This window comes from Methylobacterium sp. Leaf123 (genome assembly GCF_001423405.1).
GTDB lineage: Bacteria > Pseudomonadota > Alphaproteobacteria > Rhizobiales > Beijerinckiaceae > Methylobacterium.
The window spans coordinates 360,883-378,425 of the sequence record NZ_LMNS01000023.1; the positions used below are offsets into that span (position 1 = coordinate 360,883).

11 protein-coding genes and 3 pseudogenes are annotated in these 17,543 nt (G+C 70.3%); 10 read left to right on the forward strand and 4 right to left on the reverse strand.

The window, feature by feature from the left end:
- Nucleotides 1-21 precede the first annotated feature (21 nt).
- Nucleotides 22-627: an NnrU family protein gene (locus tag ASF53_RS15390; RefSeq protein WP_056199987.1), complete on the reverse strand. Its 606-nt coding sequence runs from the start codon at nt 625-627 to the stop codon at nt 22-24.
- 79 nt (nt 628-706) lie between these two features.
- Between ASF53_RS15390 and ASF53_RS15395 the strand changes: the two genes are divergently transcribed.
- Nucleotides 707-1,915 carry a hypothetical protein gene (locus ASF53_RS15395; protein WP_056199990.1) on the forward strand — a complete coding sequence of 403 codons (1,209 nt, stop codon included), beginning with the start codon at nt 707-709 and terminating at the stop codon, nt 1,913-1,915.
- 192 nt (nt 1,916-2,107) lie between these two features.
- On the opposite strand, the gene ASF53_RS15400 is transcribed toward ASF53_RS15395, so the two are convergent.
- A complete protein-coding gene (locus tag ASF53_RS15400; protein ID WP_056199994.1) occupies nt 2,108-3,034 on the reverse strand; it encodes an EcsC family protein in 927 nt (308 codons plus the stop codon).
- Nucleotides 3,031-4,497, reverse strand: coding sequence for an AmpG family muropeptide MFS transporter (locus ASF53_RS15405; protein ID WP_056199997.1), 1,467 nt, complete (start codon nt 4,495-4,497; stop codon nt 3,031-3,033). Before ASF53_RS15405 ends, ASF53_RS15400 begins: the two co-directional genes overlap by 4 nt.
- A gap of 390 nt (nt 4,498-4,887) precedes the next feature.
- Between ASF53_RS15405 and ASF53_RS15410 the strand changes: the two genes are divergently transcribed.
- Together ASF53_RS15410 and ASF53_RS15415 are read left to right on the forward strand one after the other, a co-directional pair.
- Nucleotides 4,888-5,988 carry a histidine kinase dimerization/phosphoacceptor domain -containing protein gene (locus tag ASF53_RS15410; RefSeq protein WP_056200001.1) on the forward strand — a complete coding sequence of 367 codons (1,101 nt, stop codon included), beginning with the start codon at nt 4,888-4,890 and terminating at the stop codon, nt 5,986-5,988.
- A gap of 133 nt (nt 5,989-6,121) precedes the next feature.
- Nucleotides 6,122-6,586, forward strand: a complete 465-nt coding sequence (locus ASF53_RS15415; protein ID WP_056200004.1) for a response regulator — start codon at nt 6,122-6,124, stop codon at nt 6,584-6,586.
- 174 nt (nt 6,587-6,760) lie between these two features.
- On the opposite strand, the gene ASF53_RS15420 is transcribed toward ASF53_RS15415, so the two are convergent.
- Nucleotides 6,761-8,833, reverse strand: a complete 2,073-nt coding sequence (locus ASF53_RS15420) for an NAD(+) synthase (protein WP_056200007.1) — start codon at nt 8,831-8,833, stop codon at nt 6,761-6,763.
- A 447-nt stretch (nt 8,834-9,280) separates the two neighbouring features.
- Here ASF53_RS15420 and ASF53_RS26770 point away from each other — a divergent pair.
- The 7 genes and pseudogenes from ASF53_RS26770 to xth form a co-directional block, all read left to right on the forward strand.
- Nucleotides 9,281-11,949, forward strand: a pseudogene (locus ASF53_RS26770) (DNA translocase FtsK); the annotation flags it as partial.
- 1 nt (nt 11,950) lies between these two features.
- A pseudogene (locus tag ASF53_RS26775) lies at nt 11,951-12,297 on the forward strand (FtsK/SpoIIIE domain-containing protein); the annotation flags it as partial.
- Between the two features lie 83 nt (nt 12,298-12,380).
- Nucleotides 12,381-12,827: pseudogene (locus ASF53_RS26780) on the forward strand (DNA translocase FtsK); the annotation flags it as partial.
- Nucleotides 12,828-12,988: 161 nt separating this feature from the next.
- Nucleotides 12,989-13,942: a LolA family protein gene (locus tag ASF53_RS15435; RefSeq protein ID WP_056200016.1), complete on the forward strand. Its 954-nt coding sequence runs from the start codon at nt 12,989-12,991 to the stop codon at nt 13,940-13,942.
- Nucleotides 13,943-14,159: 217 nt separating this feature from the next.
- Entirely contained in the window at nt 14,160-15,839 is a 1,680-nt protein-coding gene (locus ASF53_RS15440) for a putative bifunctional diguanylate cyclase/phosphodiesterase (protein WP_056200019.1), read from the forward strand.
- 17 nt (nt 15,840-15,856) lie between these two features.
- The gene (locus tag ASF53_RS15445; protein ID WP_056200022.1) at nt 15,857-16,303 is read left to right on the forward strand and encodes a BLUF domain-containing protein; all 447 of its coding nucleotides are present in this window, start codon (nt 15,857-15,859) and stop codon (nt 16,301-16,303) included.
- A gap of 406 nt (nt 16,304-16,709) precedes the next feature.
- Entirely contained in the window at nt 16,710-17,519 is an 810-nt protein-coding gene (gene xth, locus ASF53_RS15450) for an exodeoxyribonuclease III (RefSeq protein ID WP_056200024.1), read from the forward strand.
- Nucleotides 17,520-17,543 lie beyond the last annotated feature (24 nt).

A 17,543-nucleotide genomic window follows, 5' to 3' on the forward strand; every position in this document is an offset into this window, starting at 1 on the left:
CGCTTTGGCGAATGGGGGGGCTTAGGCCTGCCCCGGCCAGGCGGCGACGCCGATAAGCAGCGGGTGCAGGTACTTGCCGAACACGAACCACGCCACGACGCCGACGACCACGGCGATGGCGTCGTTGCGCCAGCCGGCGGGCGCGGCCTGCCCGCCATGCTGCTGGGCCACCTGCCCGGCCGTGAGCGCGCGGCGCTTGGCGCTGATGCGGGCGACCACCGCCCAGGCGAGGAACGAGCCGAACAGCAGGATCGAGCCGAGATCGCCGTTGGCCAGGAGGTGGGCGGTCGCCCAGATCTTCACGGCCAGCAGCATCGGGTGCTTGAGCCGCGCGCGGAGATGGCCGGGCAGGTAGGCCGCCGCGAGGCTGATGAAGGCGAAGAGCGTCAAGAGCACCGCGAGATGCCGGGTCCAGAGCGGCGGCGACCAGACCGCGATCATGCCCTCCTGGCGGTAGAGGCCGTAGCCGTAGACGGTCAGGATCAGGCCGAGCGCCGAGAGCAGGGTGTAGCCGAGCTTGAACCGGCCCTCGCCGATCCGGCCGATCACCTCCCCGCGCTTGGCCCTGGCCATGGAGAAGGCATGCGTGCCGAGGAACAGCACGAGGCCGAGGATGAGAACCAGCATGGGGCAGCCTGTGGACGGCGCTCGCTCCGGCGGATGCGGACAAGCTCCCTGTAACGGTTCAAAACGCAATCCTGACGGGATGTCCAGATCGTCCCGCCCGCTTGCTCGCCCCCTTGGCCGCTCCCTCGCCGTGACGCTCGCGCTCTCGTGCGGCCCTGTGCCGCCGGCCCGCGCCGCCGCGGAGCCGCCGCTCTCGGTGCTGACCCTGACCGGGCCGGAGCGGACGCTGTTCTCCGCCACCCGCGACGCCTGCGACGGCGCCGACGTGCCCGATGCGCCCGCCCGCGCCTTCCGCGACGCATCGGGGCAGATCGCGGTCTTCGGCCTGCACTACCGCAACCGGGCCCTGCGCGGCCCCGATCTCGACCGTCTCAAGATCGATTGCCGCGTCGTGCTCGATTCCGGCGAGAAGCCCGACCCGGCGCTCTACGACGACCGCTCGTGGATCACCGCCACCTGGACCGAGGACGGAAGCAACGTCGCCGCCCTCCTCCACCATGAGTATCAGGCCAACGAGCATGAGGGCCGCTGCCGCTCCAAGGTGTACATGGAGTGCTGGTACAACACGGTCACGGCGGCCTTTTCCCGCGACGGGGGCCTGAGCTTTACCCGCGCGGCACCGCCCGCGGTGGTGGCGGGGGCGCCGTTCCGGCAGGAGGAGGGCCAGGGCCGGCACCGGGGCTTCTTCAACCCCTCCAACATCTTCGGTGAGGGGCGAGCCCGCTACTTCTTCGCCTCGACCACGGGCTGGGACCGGCCCGGCAGCGATCAGGCGGCGGGCGTCTGTCTGTTCCGCACGGAGCGGCCGGAGGATCCCACGAGCTGGCGCGCCTGGACCGGCACCGGCTTCACCGCCGCCTTCCCCGACCCCTATCGCAAGACGTTCAAGATCGCCGATACCTGCCGGCCGGTCGGGCCGTTCCCCGCCCCCGTCGGGGCGGTGGTGCGCCACCGCGGCACGGGGGCCTGGATCGCCGTGTTCATGGCGGCCAAGGGCGGCGTTTTTGCAGAATCAGGCTTCTACTGGAGCACGTCGCGCGACCTGCTGACCTGGGACGTGCCGAGGCTGCTGCTCGCTGGGGCCACGCTCTACGACGATCCGTGCCAGGCCAAAGGACGGCTGATCGCCTACCCGTCCCTGCTCGATCCGGGGGCGAAGGGCCGCAACTTCGACGATGTCGGCGAGGGCGCGCTCCTGACCTTCGCAACACTTCGCCTGGAGGGTTGCACCATCACCGCCGACCGCGACCTCGTGCGGCGGCCGGTATCGATCAAGGTCTGGCCGTAAGGCCGTGAAGCCTCCGGCTCTCCTACCCTCCTCATCCTGAGGCGCCCGCGTCAGCGGGCCTCGAAGGATCCTCCCGATGCCGTGCGAGAACAGGACGATCCTTCGAGGGCGACGCTTCGCGCCGCCTTCCTCAGGATGAGGGCGAGGATGGGATCAGCCGTCCTGCGGAGGGCCGACAGAATGGCAGCGCCCTCACCCGAGGCCGAGCGCCGCCTTCTCCTCGAGATAGGCCGCGTGCACGGCATCCTTGCCGTAGGCGCGCTCCAGCCGGCGCACGGTGAAGTGGGCGCGGGCCATGGACTGGAAGTGGTCCATGAAGGCGGCGTTGACGGCCGCACCGCCGAGCGCCCCGATCACCGGCACGGCCTGGGCCGCGACCTTCTGCGAGACGACGAGGCCGAACCGGGCCGCGATCTGCGCGGTGAGCCGCACCAGCGGCGGCGCGCCGGCATCGAGCAGCGAGCGGTGGGCGGCGTAGCGGGCGGCTTCCGACATGGTCTTGGCGAGTGCGGCGCGCACCGCGAAATAGCCGCTATCGGCGACCGTCGTCTCGGCGCCGGCCCGTCCGCCAAGCGCGAAGACCTGCACGCAGGCGAGTGCACTCTCGGGATCGGCGAGATCCTCGCCCTCCTCCCGGGCGATCTCGGCGATGGAGCGCAGCATGAGCGTCGTGGAAACCGGCAGTTCGACGGCCAGCGTCGCGAGGCCGAGCACGCCGCCGACGGCGCCCGTCACCGCGGCGAGCGCCTTGTGGCGGGTGTCGCTCGATCCGAGCAGGCGGCTCAGGCGCCCGCCGGCCTCGGTCTCGATGCGCTCCAGCGCCGTGCCGGCGGGTTTCACGTCCTTGTCCGGCAGGGTCGCGAGGGCGACCCGCAGGGCCGTGCGCATCGCGCCTTCCGTGGCGCTGGCCACCGTCTCGGTGATGGGTGCCGGCAGCGCCCGGCCGATCATGTCGAGGGGCGCGCCGGCCGCCGACGAGAGCCGGGAGGCGAGCCCCGGCTTCTCCAGCACGGTCACGGCGCGCCGCAGGACGGCGCGGTCGGCCTCCGACAGGGGCTTTCCGGCCGGCGGGTCGATCGGGACCAGCAGGGTTTCACCGGCAATGGCAAGGTCGTTCACGTCTGCGCCCTCGCGACTTTGGGCGGGATCTCGGGGCCCGCTTCGGCTGAGGCAAGACCGACGGGGCCGGTTGGGTTCCCCTGGACGGTCTCGAGCGCGGCCTCTTCCGGGCTTTCCGCGGGCGTCGTGCGCTGCGGGATGCGGCCCACGGCAAAGCACAGGGCGACGACGGGGATGCCGACCGCCGCGGTCATCGCGAAGAAGGTCGGGAAGCCGTAGGCCGCCACCACGAAGCCGGAGGTGCCGGCGACCAGCTTGCCCGGCAGGGCGTAGAGCGAGGAGAACAGGGCGTATTGCGTGGCCGCAAAGCCCGGCGTGGTCAGGCTCGACATGTAAGCGATCAGCGCGATGCCGGCGAAGGAGCCGCACAGGCTCTCGATCGAGACCGCGATGGCGAGACGCCACTGCTCCGGCTCGCCCAGCGCCAGCCAAGCCAGCGACAGGTGCGAGGCGGCGGCGATGAAGGCGCCGATCACCAGGGTGGGGAACATGCCGAGCCGGGCGATCGACCAGCCGCCCGCAAAGCCCCCGGCGATCCCGACCCAGATGCCGAACAGCTTGACGATGGTGGCGATCTCCGCCTTGCCGTAGCCGAGCGTGATGTAGAGCGGGTTGGCCATCACGCCGGAGACGAAGTCCGGCATCCGGTAGAGCGCGACCAGCGCCAGCACCGCGAACAGGGCGTTGCCCATCCGGGCGTGGAGTTCCGTCAGCGGCTCCAGCACGGCGCGGCGCACGGCGGCCGGCAGGTCGCGCTTGCCCGTCGCCGCCTCGCGCGGCCGGTCATAGGGCGTGGCGAGCAGGGCCGCGATCAGGCCGACGCCCATCAGCGCGGCCATGCAGAGATAGGCGAGCGTCCAGCCGCCATAGGCCGCGACATAGAGCGCGCCGGCGCCGGCCAGGATCAGCCCGAACCGGTAGCCGAGGTTCGAGGTGGCGGCCATGATGCCCTGCAGGTCGGTGCCCGCCGCCTCGATGCGCCAGCCGTCGATCACCACGTCCTGGGTGGCGGCGCAGAAGGCGACGAGGAAGGCGCCGAGGCCGATGAGCGCGAGATGGTCCTTCGGGTCGGCGAAGGCCATCAGGACGAGCGCCAGGGCGGTGGCGATCTGCGTCACGATCATCCAGGCGCGCTTGCGGCCGAGGCGCTGGGCCAGGAACGGCACGTCGACCCGGTCGATCGAGGGGGCCCAGAGGAACTTCAGCGAGTAGGGCAGCGCGACGTAGCTGAACAGGCCGATCGTCTTGATGTCGATGCCGGAATCGGCAAGCCGCAGGGTGAAGGTGCCGAGCACGAGCAGGAGCGGCAGGCCGGAGGAGAAGCCGAGCGCCAGCATCTGCGCGACGCGCTTGTCCTCGGTGATGTCGCGCAGGCGCAGCTTGCGCGGCGGCGCTTTCGGGGGCGTGCCACCGGGAAGCGTCTTGTCCTTGGGAAGCGTCTTGGAGTTCGCCGCATCCGCCATCGCGTAAAACTCCCTGGAGCCCTCGCCCGGCGGGCGGGGTTGCATGGATCAGAGGACGCCGCGCGGAGCCGGGCGCCCGGACATACGCGCATCTTCGATGCCGACTCCGCAGAAAACATGACGGACTTGCGGCACTTCAGCCCCGTCAGCTCTCTTGCGAGTCCCGCGCAAGTTCGGAATCTTGCGCCCCGTATAGAGCGAACATGGTTGACAGAACCGTAATCAGAGGCCCCGCACGATGACAGGTCCGCAGGGCGCTGCGTGCTTCGCCGCACGGAACGGGGGAGGGGCCGGCTCGTTGGAGTCGCGGGGCCGGACGCTACGGAATGCGTCAGGTGACACCTTTTCGCGTGCCGCGCTCGAAAGCGGCATGCTTGTGTTGGCGTAGAGATGACGGGTTTTCCCAAAGGAGCGAGCCTGCCCTCGGGTGTCACGGTGGAGGTCTTCGCGGCAGCCTTCGAGGCCAGCCCGACACCGATGGTGGTCACCGATCCACGGCGGGGCGACAACCCGGTCGTCTGGGCCAACGGCGCGTTTCTCGGGCTCACCGGCTATGACCGCGAGGAGATCTACGGCCACAATTGCCGCATGCTGCAAGGCCCCCTCACCGATGCGGCGGTGCTTCAGACGATGCGGTCGGCGCTCGCCACCGGCCGGCCGTTCGAGGGCGAGCTGCTCAATTACCGCAAGGACGGCACGTCGTTCTGGAACGGCATGACGATCAACCCCGTCTGCGACGAGGCGGGCAAGGTCCTGTTCTTCTTCTCGGCCCAGGCCGACATGACCGACAAGCACCGCCTGGAACTGGCGATGCGCGACGCCAACGACGCGCTGGAGCGCGAGGTGAGCGAGCGAACCGCCGACCTGCGCTCGGCCCTGGAACAGAAGACCGCCCTGCTCCACGAAGTCGATCACCGGGTCAAGAACAACCTCCAGGTCATCTCCTCGCTGATGCTGCTGAAGGCCCGCCGCACGCCGGAGGGCGATGCCCGCAACGCGCTCCAGGCCATGGCCGACCGGATCGGCGCCCTCTCGACGGCGCACCGGATGCTGTACTCGGAGGGCGATGTCACCCGTTTCGACTTCCGGGAGTTCACCGCCGACCTGATCGCCGACCTCGCCGCCGGCCTCGACGGGGACCGCACCCGGATCGAGACGGAGATCGAGGCGCTGGCGCTCTCCGCCGCCATGGCCGCCCCGCTGGCGCTGCTGATCCACGAATTGACGACGAACGCCCTGCACCACGCCTTCCCGGAGGCGCGCCGCGGCCGGGTCGCGATCGAGGCACACCGTTACGAGGCGGGGATGCGCCTCGTCATTCAGGACGACGGCATCGGCATGGCCTCGGTGCCGCCCAATCCCGCCGGCTTTGGCCGCACCCTGGTCGAGATGGTGGTGCGCCAGTTGCGCGGCACCCTCGAATGGGCGGATGCCGGGCCCGGCACCCGGATCGTGATCACGATCCCGCTGGTCGGGACCGACGCATTGTGACGAACATGCGCCTCCGCATCCCGGCCCGTTTCCACCGGAAACCCGTCGCGGGACGGGCCGCGCCCGTTCCCTCGGCCGAGAATCCGACGGATCCCTTCGGGGCGGGGGGACAAACGACGCCGGGAGAACCGCCATGTCCGAGGTGAGGGAGGTGCCCCTGCGCATCCTCGTCGTCGAGGACGAGGTGCTGATCGCCCTCGAACTGGAATGCCTGCTGGAAGACCTCGGTCATGTCAGCGTCGGCGTCGCGGGCTGCTCGGCGGATGCCATCGCGCTCGGCCGCACCGCCCTGCCGGATGTGGCGCTCGTGGATATCCACCTCATCGACGGGCCGACCGGGGTGGAGGTGGCGCGCCAGTTGAGCCGCGACCCGCGGGTCACCGTGGTGTTCATGACCGCCAACGCCAAGCGCATCCCGCCGGATTTCGCGGGCGCGCTCGGGGTGATCGCCAAGCCCTATTCCGAGCGTGCCGTGGCGGGTGCCCTCGATTACGTCGCCCAGCGCCGTGCCGGCCATCCGCCCTCCGCCGACACCCTCGACGGCTTCCACCTCGCCCCCGCCGCGGGCGGCGGGGAGTGGAACGGCGGAGCCGCGTAACCGGCGGCGACATTGGCCTCGCCTCAAAACCCTGGTGACGGGGAAAGATCACGCGCCACGCCGCGATGACCCAAGGGCCTGTTTAAGCGAGGTTTATAGGCAGGGCCATCGCTCCTCATGCTGAGGTGCCAGCACAGGCTGGTCAAACACGCTCTGAGCGGAGGTGAGCCCCCCTCACGCCTTCGGCACGTTGCGCTCCAGCTCGTCGAGCCACGCCCGGGCACTGGCATCCGACGGGGCGCGCCAGTCGCCGCGGGGCGAGAGCGAGCCGCCGGCCGAGACCTTCGGGCCGTTGGGGAGCGCCGAGCGCTTGAACTGGCTGAAGCGGAAGAAGCGATCGAGGAAGACGCCGAGCCAGCGCCGGATCTCGGCCAAGTCGTAGGCGACGCGCTTGGCTTGCGGGAAATCCGGCGGCCAGTCGCGGGCCGCCGCGTCCCCCCAGGCGTGGAGCGCGAGGAAGGCGATCTTGGACGGGCGGAAGCCGTGGCGCAGGGTGAACCAGAGATTGAAGTCCTGCAGGGCGTAGGGGCCGATCTTGGCCTCCGTGCTCTGCGGCCCCTCGCCTTCCGAGGCCGGCACCAGTTCGGGGGAAATCTCGGTGTCGAGCACCGCCCGGAGCGTGCGGTTCTCCTCCGCGCCGAACTGCCCGGACGCGATCACCCAGCGGATCAGGTGCTGGATCAGGGTCTTGGGCACGCCGGCATTGACGCCGTAATGGCTCATCTGGTCGCCGACGCCGTAGGTGCTCCAGCCGAGCGCCAGTTCCGAGAGATCCCCGGTGCCGATCACGATGCCGCCATGCTGGTTGGCCAGCCGGAACAGGTAATCGGTGCGCAGGCCCGCCTGCACGTTCTCGAAGGTGACGTCGTAGACCGCCTCCCCGCGCCCGAACGGGTGGCCCATATCGCTCAGCATCTGCCGGGCGGCCGGGCGGATGTCGATCTCCTCCGAGGTGGTACCGAGCGCCCGCATCAGGGCGTGAGCGTTGGTCTTGGTCTCGTCGGAGGTGGCAAAGCCCGGCAGGGTGTAGGCCAGGATGTCCTTGCGCGGCAGGCCGAGCCGATCGAAGGCCTTCGCGACCACGATCAGCGCATGGGTCGAGTCGAGGCCGCCGGAGACGCCGATCACCGCCCGCTTCGTGCCGGTTGCGGCCAGCCGCTGGGCGAGGCCGGCGACCTGGATGTTGTAGGCCTCGTAGCAATCCTGCGCGAGGCGGGCGGGGTCGGCCGGAACGAAGGGGAAGCGCTCGACCCGGCGTTCCAGTCCCAGATCGCTCGTCGGCGGATCGAGCCGGAAGGGGACCGTCCGCCAGGGTGGGGTGCCGTGGTGGCGGGCATTGTCGTCGAGGCTGCCGGCCTGAAGCCGCTCCTGCGCGATCAGGTCGAGGTCGATATCGGCCAGCGTCACCACTGGCGCTTGAGGGAAGCGCTGCCCCTCGGCCAGCCGCACGCCGTTCTCGTCGATGCTGGTCTGCCCGTCCCAGGACAGGTCGGTGGTGGATTCGCCGGTGCCGGCCGCCGCGTAGACATAGGCGCACAGGCCACGCATCGAGGCGGCGCGGGTCAGCAGGGCGCGGGAATCAGCCCGGCCCACGGTGATCGGGCTGCCCGAGGGGTTGGCGATCACCGTGGCGCCGGCCAGCACCGCGTCCATGCCCGGCGTCTGCGGCACCCAGAGGTCTTCGCAGACCTCGATGGCGAGGCGAAAGCCCGGCAGGTCGTCGGCGGCGAAGATCAGGTCGGTGCCGAACGGCGCTTCCAGCCCGCCGAGGCGGATCGTCCCGCCCGTGATGCCGGCGCCGGAGGCGAAGTGGCGCTTCTCGTAGAACTCCCGGTAGTTCGGCAGGTAGCTCTTCGGCACGACGCCGAGCAGCCGCCCGCCCCGGATCGCCACGGCGCAATTGTAGAGCCGGTTGCGCCAGCGCAGGGGCGCGCCGACGACGAGCAGGGGCGTGAGTCCGGCGCTCTCTTCGACCAGTCGCGCGACACCCGCCTCGACCGCGTCGAGGAGGGTGGCCTGCAACAGCAGATCCTCGATGGCGTAGGAGGACACGCAGAGTTCGGGGAAGACCGCGAGCGCCGCCCCGGCCCCGTGCGCCTGCCGCGCAAGCCCCAGGATGTCGGCGACATTGGCCGCCGGGTCGCCCGGATGGCTGCGGCCGGTGCAGGCCGCCACACGGGCAAAGCCGTGCCGGTAGAGGGAGCGGAAGTTTTTCGGACTCAAGGTCTCTTGGCTCGGATTCGTCACCGGATCTCGCAGCTCACCTGATACGGCAGGAAACCCTGCCAAGCGCCTCTCAGAGCACGATTTTGAGCCTGATTCAGGGGATGCCCGCGACCGGGCCGTCCTCCGTCACCGAGCCTCGAAACATCACCGCAAAGAGCCAACTGCGCTCGATGATATCCGGTTCATGCCACGCTTGCACCGGTGGGTCCGGGGCGCCCCGGAAGAGGGGAGGGCGGGTGCGGGACGAGGGTGGGAAAGGTCGAAGCAAGGTCGAGGCAAGCGTTCGTTAACGACGATCCGCCTACCTTGGGGCTCGAACCGCTCCGCAGGAGCCGGACCTTGTTTCGAGTCATCTCACAGATCATGCGCGCATCGGGACGGCCTCCCCATTCCCATCGTGATCCATCGCGGCCGAGCCGCGGCGGCGACCGCCTGGACCGGTCGATCGGCGGTATCGCCCATCGGCTGATGAGCCTGCGCTCCAACCTCGCCCGGCGGATCGCCGGGGCGCCGCCGGCCCCGCCGCGGGCGCTCCCGCACGCCTTGCCGCATCCGGCGCTGCCGCAGCCGGGCACGGACGGGTTCGACGCGGGCAACGTGCCGAGCTGGCTGGTGCCGCCGGGGGCGATGCTCGGCCGCGCGCCGGCCGCGCCGGAGGATTGGGGTTCGCAGCCCTGGGCATCCGAACCGGAGGAGGGGCTGTTCGAGATGCCCGCGCCTGCCCTGCCCTATGGCGCTCAGCCCGAGATGCCGTTCGAGAGCCGCATCGATCCCCGTGCCTCCGGTCCCGGCGTTCTGGTGCGCACGCCGCGCCGCCCGGCGGCGATCGCGCCGGAGGCCGGCGTGATCCCGGCTTCTCACCCCCTGCCCGCCTCACAGGATGGATCCTACAGCGTGCCGCAGGCTGCCCTACCCGAGGCCGTGCGCTTCACCCGCACCCCCGACACCGTTCTGATGGAACGCCGCCGCCAGGCGCTGGAGGCCGAGCGTGAGGCCCAGCTCCGGGCCCAGGCCCTGCTCGATGCCCAGGCCGCCGCCGAGGCCGCGGCGCTGGAAGCGCAGCGGGCCCGCGAGGCGGCGGAGCGTGAAGCCGCCGAGCGCGCGGCACAGCGCAGCGCCGAGAGCGACGAGGCCGCCCGGCTGCGCGCCGAGCAGGCCGCCTCCGAGGTGCCGAGCTGGCGCCGCCCGTTCGTGCCGCCGCCCGGCGTGAGCTTCTTCCGCACCCCCGACCGTCGGCAGAAGTCGGTTGTCCAGGTGCCGCAGGCTGAGGTCGTGCCACAGGCTGAAAGCATGCCGCAGGCCGAGTTCGTCTCGCAGGGCGCGTTCGCCCCGCAGCCCGCGATGACGATCGAGGAGATCCAGTTCGACGCGCTGCGCTTCGAGGCCGTCGCCGCCGAGCCCCTACCCGCCGAGCCCCTGCCCGCCCCGGCGGAGGCGCCGGAGGCCGCGACCCTCTTCGCGGGATTCTACGCGCCCTTCATCCCCCCGGTCCCGGCCGAGCCGTCCGATTGGTCGGATGTACCGGACTGGTCGGCCCTGCACGGCTGGTTCGGCCCGTCCGAATCGGTGGTCGAGGTCGCCGAGCCGGTCGCGGCCGCCCGCCCGGTGCTGAACGCCATGGCCGCCCGCGCCGCGATCCGCCCGGCCCGTTCGGCCTTCGCCGAGGCCGCGCCGCAGCCCGCATTCGACGTCGCACCGCACGCCGTGGCGCCCGCCCCGGCCCCGGTCGCCGCCGTGGTGCCGGCGCCCGTCGCCGCGCAGCCGTTCACGGCCTATGCGGCTCCGCCCCCCGCCCCGGTCCAGCCCGCGCCGCAGGCCCCCTCCCCTGCCCCCCAGGGGATGACGCCGGCGATGGCGCCGCTGACCATTCCGGCCCGGCCGGTCCTGCTGCGCACCAAGCCCGGAGCCGAAGCCGAGCCGACCGAAAATCCGGCCGAGGATCTGGCCGAAGAGCGGGTTGCCGAGACGAGCCAGGAAGCCGCCTTCGACACCGCCGACACGTTCGAGGCGCAAGCCGCCGCGCCGGTGGCCGCCGTCGAGCCCGAACCCGAAAACCGTCCGCGGGCGATCCTGCCCGAGCGCCCGATGCTGATCCCCGCCGGCCGCCACCTGGAGGCGTCGTTCGTCGGCAATGCGTATTACGAACTGCCCGATCTGGAACTGCTCGCCGAGCCGCCGCTGAACGACGGCGAGGAGGTCGATGCGGACGAGTTGGAGCAGAACGCGCTCAACCTCCAGCAGACCGTGCAGGATTTCGGCGTGCGCGGCGACATCCTCGCCGTGCGCCCCGGCCCCGTCGTCACCCTCTACGAACTGGAGCCGGCGCCGGGCACCAAGTCGAGCCGCGTCATCGGCCTGTCGGACGACATCGCCCGCTCGATGTCCGCCGTCTCCGCCCGCGTCGCCGTCGTCCCCGGCCGCAACGTGATCGGCATCGAGCTGCCGAACCCGGTGCGCGAGACCGTGTACCTGCGCGAATTGCTGGCTTCGGTCGATTTCGTCGAGACCAAGCACAAGCTCGCGCTGTGCCTCGGCAAGAACATCGGCGGCGAGCCGATCATCGCCGACCTCGCCCGGATGCCGCACCTGCTCGTCGCCGGCACCACCGGTTCGGGCAAGTCGGTGGCCATCAACACCATGATCCTGTCGCTGCTCTACCGGCTGAAGCCGGAAGAGTGCCGCCTCATCATGGTCGATCCCAAGATGCTGGAACTGTCGGTCTAGTCATCGCCCTCAAATGGGCCGTGCGCGAGATGGAGGAGCGCTACAAGAAGATGTCCAAGATCAGCGTGCGCAACATCGACGGGTACAATGCCCGGATGAAGGAGGCGCGCGAACGCGGCGAGACCATCACCCGCACGGTCCAGACCGGCTTCGACCGCACCACCGGCGAGGCGGTGTTCGAAGAGCAGGAGATGGACCTCTCGGCCCTGCCCTACATCGTGATCGTGGTCGACGAGATGGCCGACCTGATGATGGTGGCGGGCAAGGACATCGAGGGCGCGATCCAGCGGCTGGCGCAGATGGCGCGTGCGGCGGGCATCCACCTCATCATGGCGACGCAGCGCCCCTCGGTCGATGTCATCACCGGCACGATCAAGGCGAACTTCCCGACCCGCATCTCCTTCCAGGTGACGNCTGCCCTACATCGTGATCGTGGTCGACGAGATGGCCGACCTGATGATGGTGGCGGGCAAGGACATCGAGGGCGCGATCCAGCGGCTGGCGCAGATGGCGCGTGCGGCSGGCATCCACCTCATCATGGCGACGCAGCGCCCCTCGGTCGATGTCATCACCGGCACGATCAAGGCGAACTTCCCGACCCGCATCTCCTTCCAGGTGACGAGCAAGATCGATAGCCGCACGATCCTGGGCGAGATGGGCGCGGAGCAGTTGCTGGGCCAGGGCGACATGCTGTTCATGGCCGGCGGCGGGCGCACGACGCGCGTGCACGGGCCGTTCTGTTCGGACTCGGAAGTCGAGACNGGAGCAGTTGCTGGGCCAGGGCGACATGCTGTTCATGGCCGGCGGCGGGCGCACGACGCGCGTGCACGGGCCGTTCTGTTCGGACTCGGAAGTCGAGACGGTCGTCGCCCACCTCAAGCGCCAGGGCCGGCCGTCCTACCTCGAAGCGGTCACCGCCGATGACGGCTCCTCCGAGCAGCCGGAGAAGCCGGCCAAGGGCGGGCGGGCCGCGGCCAAGGCCGAGAAGGACGACTTCGCCGAGGCGGAGGAATCCGACGCTCCGGTCTTCGATATCGGAGCCTTCGCGGCGACCGCGGGCGCCGAGGGTGGCGAACTCTACGAGCAGGCCATCGCCGTGGTGCTGCGCGACCGCAAGGCCTCGACGAGCTACATCCAGCGCCGTCTCCAGATCGGCTACAACCGCGCCGCCTCGATCATGGAGCGGATGGAGATCGAGGGGATCGTCGGGCCGGCCAACCATGCGGGCAAGCGCGAGATCCTGGTCGAGGGCCTCACGAGCGCACCGTCCAGCGGCTACGACGACGACTGAGTACCGCTCACCACCGCGCAAATCCGGCCCCCGTCGCATATTCGCCACAGGGGCCGGGTCTACCCGCGAACACGACATCCGGACGCGCCGCCATCGCGCGCGTCCGCAGCCGGGACAGTTCGAGCCCCGCGCACCCGCAAGCTTTCGGAGATGCCCACACGATGACTGGCCGACGCCTCTCCCTCGCTGCCGGTCCGCTGCTCGTCGCCGCGCTGGCGCTCCAGCCGCAGCCCGTGGAAGCCCAGGTCTCCTCCTTCCTCGACGGCCTGTTCGGCCGCAAGGAAGAGCCGCCGACCCCGCCGGCCCGGGCGCCCGAGCCGGAGGCAGCCCCGACGCCGGCCCCGGCCAAGAAGGCGGCCGCCAAGCCCGGCAAAGGCGCGGACAAGGCGGCGGAGAAGTCTTCGGACAAGCCCGCCGAGAAGACCGGCAGCATCAAGGCCGCAGCCAAGCCCGGCGCGCCTGCGTCAGCGGCGCCGGCCGCGAGCCCCGGTACGCGGGTCGCGGCGGTGGGCGCGCCGACTCTCGGCGCCTCGTTGCAGGATGCCGACCCGGCCACCGTCGTGGCGGCGGCCAACAGCTATTTTAACGGCTTCCAGACCCTCACCGGCGGCTTCATCCAGATCGGCGCCGACGGGCGGCGCATCGGCGGCAAGCTCACGCTCGCCAAGCCGGGGCGCCTGCGCTTCGAGTACGACCAGCCCTCCCCGCTCGAAGTGGTGGCCGACGGCACCTCGGTCGCGGTGCGCGACCGCAAGCTCGGCACCCAGGATCTCTACTTCATCTCGCAGACGCCGCTGAAATTCCTGCTGCGGGACAAGATCGACCTCGCCCGCGACCTGACGGTGAGCGAGGTGACCAACGATCCGGGCGGCGTGCGCATCGCGCTGGAGGACCGCTCGACGCTGGGCGGCACCTCGAAGATCCAGCTCTTCTTCGATGCCGAGATGAAGACCCTGTCGCAGTGGCGGATCACCGACCCGCAGGGCTACCTCACCACCGTGCAGCTTTCGAACCTGCAGAAGGGCAAGGCGGTCGATGGGTCGCTGTTCTTCATCAATTACGGCCGGTCCGAGGACAAGGCGATGCAGCAGCAGATCGAGGGGCGAAACCCCTGAGTCGAGGGCGATGAGGGCAGCAACAACATGGATTGCTTTCCCCTCCGCATCACCAAGATGTGTTGTCACACCGCCTTTTGAGATCGCTGAAACTCTTTGGATAACGGCTGGGATACGCTGAGGCGCATCCCGGTTTTAAGCATCCGTTGAGAGGAATGCGGGCCTATAGGCGGGCCGTCCATGGGGGGCGGCCCCCCATGGGACGCTGTCCGGCCGTATGTCCGCCCTCGCCGCTCCGTCGCTGTCGATCGCCCTGCCGTTCGAGGCGGCGCTTGCCGAGATGGCCGCGCCCGTTCTGCTGCTCGATGCGGGCGGCAGCGTCGTCTTCGCCAATGCCCGCGCGGCGGCCCTGCTCGCCTGCGCCGAACCGGTCGGCCTTCCCCTCCCCGCCCTGCTGGCCCCCTTCGACGCCGCGGAGCCGGAGGTTGACCCCATTCTGGAGGCCGTGCGCGCCGCCCGCCCCGTCCGGGCGCGGCTCACCCTCGGCGGCGACCGCCGCGTCGAGGCGGCGCTGGTGCCGCTCTCGGCCGGCGGCTTCGCCCTCACCTTCGAGGACGTGACCGAGCAACTCCGCGGCGCGGCCCTGGCCCGGCAGGAGCCGCTCACCGGCCTTTGCAACCGCGTCGGCCTGCATGACCGCCTCGACGCCGCACTGACCGAGGCGGCGGGGACGGGGGTGCCGCTCGCGGTGCTGATGCTCGACCTCGATCGGTTCAAGACGGTCAACGACACCCTCGGGCATCCGGTCGGCGACGCGCTCCTGCGCAAGGTCGCCGAGCGCCTGCGCCGAGCCACCCGCAGCGGGGATGTGGTCGCGCGGCTCGGCGGCGACGAGTTCGCCATCCTCCAAGTCAACCCGCATGCCGGCGTCGAGCAACCGCACGCGGCCGAGGCGCTGGCACGCCGCCTCGTCGATCTCGTCGGGCGCACCTACGTCGTCGAGGGCCATATGCTCAATGTCGGCGTCAGCGTCGGCGTCGCCATCGCCCCCACCGACGGCCAGAACGCCGACGACCTGCTGAAACACGCCGACCTCGCGCTCTACCGGGCCAAGGCCGCGGGCCGGGGCACCTACCGCTTCTTCGAGCCGGCGATGAACGCGCAGATGCAGGCGCGCCGCGGCCTGGAGATCGACCTGCGCCGGGCGATGGCCCTCAAGCAGTTCGACCTCGCCTTCCAGCCGCAGATCCGGCTGGAGAGCGGGGAGGTGACGGGGTTCGAGGCGCTGCTGCGCTGGAACCACCCCGAGCGCGGATCGGTCTCGCCGGCCCTGTTCATCCCCTTGGCCGAGGAGATCGGCATCATCGTCGGCATCGGCGAGTGGGTGTTGCGCACCGCCTGCCGCGAAGCGGCGCGCTGGCCGCAAGCCGCCTCGATCGCCGTGAACCTCTCCCCCGTGCAGTTCCGCGGCGGCCGGCTGGTCGAGACGGTGATGAACGTGCTGGCCCAGACCGGCCTCGACCCGGCCCGGCTGGAACTGGAGATCACCGAAGGCGCGCTCCTCGAGAACACCGACAGCGTGCTCGACGTGCTGAACGGCCTGCGCGCGCTGGGCGTGAAGATCTCGATGGACGATTTCGGCACCGGCTACTCGTCCCTGAGCTACCTGCAGAAATTCCCCTTCGACAAGATCAAGATCGACCAGTCCTTCGTCCGCGGCATGGAGGGCAATGCCGAGTGCGGGGCGATCGTGCGGGCCATCGCCCGGCTCGGCGCCAGCCTCGGCATGCGCACCACCGCCGAGGGCGTCGAGACGGCGACGCAGCTCGACGCCATCCGCGCCGAGGGCTGCACCGAGGTCCAGGGCTACCTGACCGGGCGCCCGATGCCGGCCGCCCAGGCCGCCGCCCTGCTGTCGGTGCCTCCGAGCACTCCGCCCGCCACCTTGCCCGCCTGATTCAGGAGCCCGCCCGGATGAACCCAAAAGACCTGCGTCGTCTCGTCTATTACAGCCGCAACCGGGTCGCCGGCGCCCCCGCGGCGATGGACGAGACGATCCGCGGCATCCTGGCCGCGAGCCGGACCAACAACGCCCGCATCGACGTCACCGGGGCGCTGATGTTCAATGCCGGCTGCTTCGCTCAGGTGCTGGAGGGGCCGGAAGACGCGGTCGAGACCACCTTCGAGCGCATCCAGCAGGACGAGCGCCACGGCGAGGTCTCGCTGCTCGCCTTCGAGGCGGTGGAGACGCGCCTCTTCACCGATTGGTCGATGGCCTATGTCGGGGCCTCGCAGGCCGACGCGGCCCGCTACGGCGATGTGGCGGGCGAGAGCGGCTTCGACCTCTCGCGGATGACGGGCGACCGGCTCTGCGCCGTCCTGCACAGTCTCGCCCTGGAGGAGGAGACGGCTGCGGCGTGACAAGCCGAGCGCCTGCCTAGAGCACCGTCCTGGATATCGGATTCAGGGCGGTGCTCTAGGCTCTTGTTTTTGCATCATCTTTTTTGCGAAAGCCGGCAACCACCTTTCGGGACGATGCTCTGGCCGACCTGTTTTGGCACCCAGAACGATCCTTATGCTGAGGTGCTGCGTCAGCAGCCTCGAAGCACGCCGCGACGCCGCTCCCGGCCCACTGCCCCATGGGCCAATGCTTTGGGATCAACCGTTCAGGCGTGCTTCGAGGCCGAGCTGTCGCTCGGCACCTCAGCATGAGGAACAAGGGGGCTTGCCAAACAGCGCAGGCAGGCAGGCTCTGAGGCTGGTTTGCGAGGCGCGCGGGTTGGGCTAACGGGGCGGCATCCCTCGCCACGCTTCTCAGGCAATCCCCGTGCGCCTCACCGTCACGACCTGGAACATCAACTCGGTGCGCCTGCGCATCGAGTCCGTGCTGCGCTTCCTCCGCGAGGCCCAGCCGGACGTGCTGTGCCTGCAGGAGACCAAGTGCCCCGACGACCTGTTCCCGCTCAAGGCGTTCAAGGGATCGGGCTACGAGAACATCGTCTTCGCCGGGCAGAAGGGCTATAACGGCGTCGCGATCATCTCGCGCTTTCCGCTGCTGACCCGCGACGTGATGAGCTTCTGCGACCGGCCCGATGCGCGCCACATCTCGGCGGTGCTCGGGGCCGAGGCGGGACTGGCGGCTGGGATCGTGCTGCACGATTTCTACGTGCCCGCGGGCGGCGATATGCCCCACCGCGACCTCAACCCGAAATTCGCGCACAAGCTCGACTTCCTGTCCGAGTTGCGGGCCTGGGGCGGGCGGCGCGTTTCCGGGCCGGCGATCCTCGTGGGCGACCTCAACGTCGCGCCCCTGGAGCACGACGTCTGGTCGCACAAGCAGCTCCTCGACGTGGTGAGTCACACCCCCGTCGAGACCGAGGCGCTCGAGACGCTGCGGGGCGAGGCCGGCTGGATCGACGCGGCGCGGCTCCTCACCCCGGAGCCGGAAAAGATCTACACGTGGTGGAGCTACCGCTCGCCGAACTGGGAGCTGGCCAACAAGGGCCGGCGCCTCGACCATGCCTGGGTCTCGCCCGATCTGGCCGGCACGGTGCGCAAGGTCGCGGTGTTCCGCGAGGCGCGCGGCTGGGAGAAGCCATCCGATCACGTCCCGGTGACTTTGATGTTGGAGCTCTGAGCCGGGAACGCGGACGCCCGTCCA